Source organism: Novosphingobium aerophilum (assembly GCF_014230305.1).
Classification (GTDB): domain Bacteria; phylum Pseudomonadota; class Alphaproteobacteria; order Sphingomonadales; family Sphingomonadaceae; genus Novosphingobium; species Novosphingobium aerophilum.
Genome location: NZ_JACLAU010000074.1, coordinates 1 through 6,373, shown reverse-complemented (window position 1 = coordinate 6,373; position 6,373 = coordinate 1). Strand labels below are relative to the sequence as shown.

At 62.8% G+C, this 6,373-nt stretch carries 6 protein-coding genes; 5 read left to right on the top strand and 1 reads right to left on the bottom strand.

Features of this window, described 5'->3' with window-relative positions; translation table 11 throughout:
* Positions 1–113: 113 nt before the first annotated feature.
* From H7F49_RS18660 to H7F49_RS18650, 3 genes are all read left to right on the top strand, one after another.
* Complete coding sequence (locus H7F49_RS18660) at positions 114–455, top strand: hypothetical protein (RefSeq protein ID WP_185685073.1); 342 nt, start codon at positions 114–116, stop codon at positions 453–455.
* A 719-nt stretch (positions 456–1,174) separates the two neighbouring features.
* Positions 1,175–2,155, top strand: a complete 981-nt coding sequence (locus H7F49_RS20005) for a transferrin-binding protein-like solute binding protein (RefSeq protein WP_407940327.1) — start codon at positions 1,175–1,177, stop codon at positions 2,153–2,155.
* 6 nt (positions 2,156–2,161) lie between these two features.
* A complete protein-coding gene (locus H7F49_RS18650; RefSeq protein WP_185685071.1) occupies positions 2,162–3,307 on the top strand; it encodes a tetratricopeptide repeat protein in 1,146 nt (381 codons plus the stop codon).
* A gap of 406 nt (positions 3,308–3,713) precedes the next feature.
* Here the strand turns inward: H7F49_RS18650 and H7F49_RS18645 are convergent, their stop codons facing one another.
* Entirely contained in the window at positions 3,714–4,037 is a 324-nt protein-coding gene (locus tag H7F49_RS18645; protein WP_185685070.1) for a hypothetical protein, read from the bottom strand.
* A gap of 304 nt (positions 4,038–4,341) precedes the next feature.
* Between H7F49_RS18645 and H7F49_RS18640 the strand changes: the two genes are divergently transcribed.
* A complete protein-coding gene (locus H7F49_RS18640) occupies positions 4,342–4,758 on the top strand; it encodes a hypothetical protein (RefSeq protein ID WP_235982345.1) in 417 nt (138 codons plus the stop codon).
* Between the two features lie 68 nt (positions 4,759–4,826).
* Positions 4,827–6,173: a TldD/PmbA family protein gene (locus H7F49_RS18635; RefSeq protein WP_185685069.1), complete on the top strand. Its 1,347-nt coding sequence runs from the start codon at positions 4,827–4,829 to the stop codon at positions 6,171–6,173.
* Positions 6,174–6,373 lie beyond the last annotated feature (200 nt).

Below are 6,373 nucleotides of genomic sequence, written 5' to 3'. Positions count from 1 at the left end.
CGGCCTCCCCACAAAGGGGCCCTCCGGTGTGTCGGGATCCGCTCCGGGCTACGCCCTACGCAAATCCCGACACACCGGATTCTCATCTTGATTGTCGCGCATTCTCACCGTGAATGTCGCGCTACAACGGGGACCCGATCACCAGTTGCGCTGCTGGTCCCGATGCAGAGGTGATCTTCCGTAAGCCTCCTCCGGCTGGGAAACATCAGAAGGAAGCGCTGGCCGCGGTGCAGCTTGCACTTAGCGCCTCGACCAACCTCGGGCATGCAGGGGCTGGGCCGCAGACTGCTTGTCTGCGGATCGACGACGCCGTGACTTTGGCCAGTACCGCGATGGTGGGGGTGGAGAAGAGGAGGCGCGCTGCGCGCGCGCGTGAAGCTGTGCAGGGGCTGATCATTGGAGGACACCTCCAGCGCGGCCTCGATACATCGCAGGATGAATGGGTGTGGCTGTAAAAGCCGAAAAAGTGTGGACCGAAGACCGGTCCCTTAAGGGGGACCGGTCTTTTCGGTCTCGGTCCGCTGGACCGATCGGACCGATTTTGCATTTTCGGTCTTTTCGGTCTTCTCCCATCCGTGGGTCTGCGCACAAAGATCGGGCTGCCCCTCCGGCCTACGCCTCGGCTGTTTCGATGGGTCGTTGCCATGCTCCCTAATGTGGCAAACGGGTCGGCCCAGCGTTGCGTTGCGGTATGCCGCGCGCGTGGCGAGAGGTGCCGAAAGGCTGCGGTGACTGGTTGTCGCACCTGCAAATCCCACGGCGGGCACAAGAGGGTCCGACGCGGATCAGATCACTGGAACTATCATCACGGGCGCGAAACCCGCGCCGCCAAGGCTGCGCGCAGCCGCATGCTAGCGGAGCTACGGCTGCTGGAAGCTCTGGCCTTCGGACTGGGGGTGGCTACTGGCCCGCGATGGCGAGGCCGTAAAACCAACATTTGATGTGGCTGTTTTGAGACTCGCCAAACGGCAGGGTCGATGGCATCAATAAGCCACTGCTCGGGTCTGAACAGCCTTAGCAGTGCACGTCAATGTGCTGAGCACGGAACCGCCTATGTCGGGCGGCTCCCGAAATATAAGACCTCTCGTAGGAAATACGGGAGGCATGTTGGCCCGTGCTCGCATGTGTTCAACCACCCGGCACCAGCCGGGCCAGAGTACGGGGGCAAACATTTATGAATTTTTGCGGAGACCGTCGTTCCGCTCCTCGCGGCGCATTGCGGATGGCATTTTTTGTCCCGGTTGCCTTTTCGCTTTCAGCATGCGGCGGAGGCGGTTCGGGCGGTGGCGTGAACAGCACACCGGCTCCGGCACCTACGCCGACACCCACACCCACACCCACCGCATTCACCAATTGGCAAACGACGCCCAGTAATGGCGTCCTCAGACTCTCCGGCAGCACCGTCGAAGCACCCTATACTCCGTCTGCGGTGTTCCCAAATGCTGTTGGGAGTTACGGCACACCGAGTGTGGGAAATGCCACGGCTGATTTCACCTATAGTTCGGGAACACCCTCGGGAGTTAGCGTTTCGGGCGCACTTTCGTCGGTCAATTTCACAACGAGCGACGGCTCGACTAAGGTTAATCTCGCGTCGAGTCCAAGCACTATAAAGTATTCTTCCCCTAGTGGCGCTACAACTTTGCTCATAAACAACGCCTCAGTTTCTGGGTATTCTTATATGAGTTTTGGCGCCTGGGCTGGATCAACTTCGACAGCAGGTTATATAAATAGCTTCCATGCTGGTAGTGCAACTCCCGCTGCTTCAGTTCCAACGTCAGGGTCGGCAACGTACTCTGGCACGTCGGCTGGGTATTACTCTTCTCAGTCTGGGACGGTTAACCCAGTTACATCTGACGTTACGCTCACGGCGAATTTTTCAACTAGATCAATTATTTACGTTGCATCCAATACCCAAGGTACCGTTAGTTATCCTGGACTGAATGTCACGGGTACACTGAGCTACGCTTCCGGTTCGAGAACCTTCAGTGGAACGCTAACCACTCCTCAAGGATACGGCACTGGCATGCTGACAGGAACAGCCTCGGGCAGCTTCTATGGCCCTCTGGGTCAGGAAGTAGCTGGTGCTTTCGTATTAAACTGGAGTAGTGGAACTGTAGCACAATACGTGGGCTCTTTCGGCGCAAAGCGTCCCTGAGTTAGCATGCCCATTTCGGTGCTCGATGCCCCGCCACAAGTGAATATCGTATCGCCGGCGGAAATAGAGCAGCAATTCAAAGGTTCCTTGCACCTGATTGAGCTTGGTCAGGTGTCCGCTGCTATTCCGGTCCTAGAGCACCTCTACACCCAAACCCGTGCTCCACGCATCCGGCTGGAACTTGCCCGCGCACTGATGCTTGCGCGACAGTGGAAGCGAGCGCGCACGCTCTTTGTTGAAGCCTTTAAGGACGACCCTCCGCCCATTGTGAAGTCTAACATCCTGACCTTTCTGAACACTATCGATCGTCAGCGCGGTAAGCTCACACTGAGTGCGTCCTTTGCGCGCTACGGCAACCCGCTCCAGCAGCCAGGGACATATACACTCAACTTCGCCGGTATTGAGCTTACGTACCAGCCTGACGAAACGTATCGGAACCTGTGGGGCGTAACCATCGGGGGAACCTACTCGAAGGAGTTCCAGAGCGGGTGGCAGGTGTCAGCCAACGCTTCCTACAGGGATTTACCGCATGATCTTGCCGATCGGTTTGTCGGAGACGTTAGCCTGTCACGCATGCTTGGGCGCACCCCCTTTGAGGTTAAGGTCGGAGTGACCCGCCTTGGCCAAAAGCGTCAGTCGTTCTCTCTGCCCTACATCCAAGCTGTCTACACACTACCGGTTGGCCGCAAGAGTGCACTTCGGCCAACGGCTACGCTTGGTTACTACGCTGCCGATATCGGACAGTCGGCTTCAGGGGTGCAGGGAGATGCTTTTATTCCGTTGGTTTACGCTCCGGTGCCGACCCGGGTTATCTCAATCGGGCCCACCATACTTAGACGCAACGCCGGATATGACGAGCAGGCTTACACCTCCGTAGGGGTCAGGGCGATTGCAACCGTACAAACATCGGCAGTCAATGTGGAGGCAGGTTTCCAGGGCACTATCACCCGGTTCGACGCCATTGATCCGTTTTGGGGGGCGAGGCGACTAGATCATTCCGTTTTCGCTACCGCCACGTTGAGTTCGTACAAGCTGCGGCTGGGACCATTCATTCCCGCGGTTGGTCTAACCTGCATCCTTACCCGCTCCACAATTGTGTATTACCGGCAGCGCGGCTGTGACTCGACATTCGAGGTACGTAAAATTTTCTAGCGCCACTAATGGGATGCGCAAAATCGGATGCACAGAGAGAACGCGGGTCCCATCTAAGTAAAATGGGGGGCGCCCCCCGGTACGGTCAGCCTTATCTGGTTTTTGATAGGGGGTGGGGTGTCGATTGGGCGAGAGCATGACTGTGCCCTCACTGAGCCTGAGGTTGGTGCAATTCGTGTGTAATTGCGCCCGGAATTACACGGATGTTCTTGGTATGTTTTAGCTTGGCGTCTGATCAATGATTACTAATTTTATCAATAGCTTAGGGTGTTTTAGGAACGCTCCGGAAGCCTAAATTGGCAGACTTAAAATCCCTTGATCCTTGATCGTGCGGGTTCGAGTCCCGCCGTCCGTACCAGGCTCGGCAGCGACCAACGGCCGATCGCCGGAAGGCAGGCCAAGCCGGTCAGAAATCGAAGCCCAGCCCGACGTGGACCAGGCCCGGCGCATCGGCCCGGCCTCCGCCGAGGGCCCCCATCTCGAACTGCCCGCCCTGGTGGCGGTTGCCCACCAGCACGGCCAGATCGGGGTTCGTGGTTTCGTCGGGCGCCGGCCGCTGGCGGGGAAGACGCGGTACGGCGATGTCGGCATGGCTGGCCGGGATGCCGCGCAGCACGGCGTCGGTGCGGGCCAGGTCGAGTCGGGTCAGGTCCATCGGTGCCACGGGCGGGCGAGGGTCGGCGGCAGCCAGATTGGCGGCCCACAGCACCACGGCAAGTCCCAATGACATCGGCAAAGGCCCTTTCGCGATCCGCGTCACGGCCCCCAGGTCCCGGCAGGGAGGTCCCGGCTGGGTCGGGTCGACCGCCCTCTGTCAAACCCCAGTCCACCAAAGGTTGCATCCGGTCTGGTGTTATTCCGGTAAAGCGGCGGTTCGGGCTGGTGGTGGTCGCGCCGACCAGGAATGGGCCCGCAAAACGGGGCGGTAGCTGTCCCGGCCTGCGACGACGGCTCTCCGCGACGGATTGTTGCTTGATTCAAACCCGAATCGGTGTTCTCCTTCCGCAAACACCCATAAGCGGGGGAGAGAGACGATGCCGATGACCAAGACGGGGCTGAAAGGTACCGGCAACGAGATCGTGTCCGGATCGGTGGCACCCAGCCGTCCGATCACCCGGCCGCTCGACTGGCGCCGCAAGGTCAGTGATTCGGTGGCCTATGCCCTGCTCGTCTACACCGGGCTGCAGATCTTCGTCACGATCAACACCCTGCGCGGCAATTCGGCCTCGCTCCTGCCCTACATGGCGCTGATCGTGCTGATCGCGGCGATCGTCCCGGCCTGCCGCCGGTTCGAGCATCGCTGGAACCGTCTGAGCGACGCCGCGGCTGCCGACCCGCGGTTCGGCCCCGCCTATCGCCGCGACATGGTGGCGCTGTGGGTGCTGGCGATCGGCCTGCCCTTCGCCCTGGCCGGGCTGTTCGAACTGCTGGCCTATCTGATCCGCCACTGAGCCCGCCCCCGCTCTCCGGCCTGACAAAACCGTTCCCACCAGCCGCAGCGATCGGCTAAGCGGGACCCATGCTTGATCCCCACGCCGCGCGCGATCGCGCTGCCGCCCTTGTCGAACGCGCCCGCCGCGCCGGCGCCGACTGCGCCGATGCCGCCTACATCGCCGATTCGTCGGAGAGCATCCAGGTCCGCCTGGGCAAGCTCGAGGACGTCGAGCGTTCGGAAAGCGAGTACATCGCGCTGCGCGCCTTTGTCGGGGGATCGTCGGCCAGCATCGGCTCCAGCGATCTCGGCGATGCCGCGCTCGACGAACTGGCCCAGCGGGTCGTGGCCATGGCCCGCCTTGCCCCCGAGGATGCCTACGCGGGGCTTGCCCCCGGGGACTGCCTCGCCACCGGCCCCCACCCGGAGCTCGGCCTGGTCGATGGCGACGAACCCGGCCCGGCCGATCTGCGTGCCCTCGCCGAAGCGGCCGAGGCCGCCGCGCGCGAGGTGGCCGGCGTGACCAACAGCGAGGGAGCCGGGGCCAGCGCGGGCCAAGGCGTCTTTGCCCTGGTCACCAGCCATGGCTTTGCCGGAGCCTACGCCACCACCAGCCGCTCGGTCTCGGCCAGTGTGATCGCGGGCGAGGGCGGCGGCATGCAGCGCGACTATGCGTGGCGATCCGCCCGGCACCTGGCCGATCTGCCACCGCCCGAAGAGATCGGCCGCCTCGCCGGCGAGCGGACTGTCCGGCGGCTGGCGCCCGCGCGCCTGGCCAGCGGGCCGATGCCGGTGGTGTTCGATCCGCGGGTCGGCGGCTCGCTGGTGGGGCACCTGCTCGGCGCGATGTCGGGCGCGGCGATCGCCCGCGGGGCCAGCTTCCTGCTGGGGCGTGAGGACGAACAGCTGTTCGACAGCGCGGTGACCATCATCGACGACCCGCTCCGCCTGCGCGGCCTGCGCTCGCGCCCCTTCGACGGGGAAGGGCTGCCGACCGCGCATCGGGCCCTGGTCGAAGGCGGACGGCTGACCGGCTGGCTGCTCAATGCGGCGGCGGCCCGCCAGTTGGGGCTCCCGCCCACCGGCCATGCCGCGCGTGGCGGCGGCGGCGCACCGGGCATCGCCGCCTCCAACACCCATATCGCGCCGGGCACGGTCAGCCCGGCCGGGCTGATCGCCGACATTGCCGACGGGGTCTATGTCACCGAACTGATCGGGCATGGCGTCAATGGCGTGACCGGTGACTACAGCCGGGGCGCTTCGGGCTATCGGATTGTCCAAGGCGAGATCGCGGGACCGGTTGCCGAATTCACCATCGCCGGCAATCTGATCGACATGTTCCGCGCGCTGACCCCGGCCGACGATCTGGAATGGCAACACGCCATCAACGTGCCGACCCTGCGGGTCGACGGGATGATGATCGCGGGGGACTAGGGCACGGGGCCCGTCTTGCGGCGGGTTTCGCCCGAAGTCGGACCTTTGTTTCCTCCCCGGTACGGGGAGGGGGACCACCTTCGGTGGTCCCCCTTGTATCTTGAAAGTGGTGCATGATGCGATTGCGGGAGGCTCCGCTAGCGGAGCCTCCCGCCCGTTCGCGAGCCCGCGTCCCCCTTGGTCGTAGCAGCCCGCTGGGG

Excerpts from the sequence above, each read along its gene's own strand:
- H7F49_RS18660 (WP_185685073.1), top strand. The coding sequence starts at position 114 with ATGTCGCGCTACAACGGGGACCCGATCACCAGTTGCGCTGCTGGTCCC.
- H7F49_RS18635 (WP_185685069.1), top strand. The coding sequence starts at position 4,827 with ATGCTTGATCCCCACGCCGCGCGCGATCGCGCTGCCGCCCTTGTCGAA.
- H7F49_RS18645 (WP_185685070.1), bottom strand. The coding sequence starts at position 4,037 with ATGTCATTGGGACTTGCCGTGGTGCTGTGGGCCGCCAATCTGGCTGCC.
- H7F49_RS20005 (WP_407940327.1), top strand. The coding sequence starts at position 1,175 with ATGAATTTTTGCGGAGACCGTCGTTCCGCTCCTCGCGGCGCATTGCGG.
- H7F49_RS18640 (WP_235982345.1), top strand. The coding sequence starts at position 4,342 with ATGCCGATGACCAAGACGGGGCTGAAAGGTACCGGCAACGAGATCGTG.
- H7F49_RS18650 (WP_185685071.1), top strand. The coding sequence starts at position 2,162 with ATGCCCATTTCGGTGCTCGATGCCCCGCCACAAGTGAATATCGTATCG.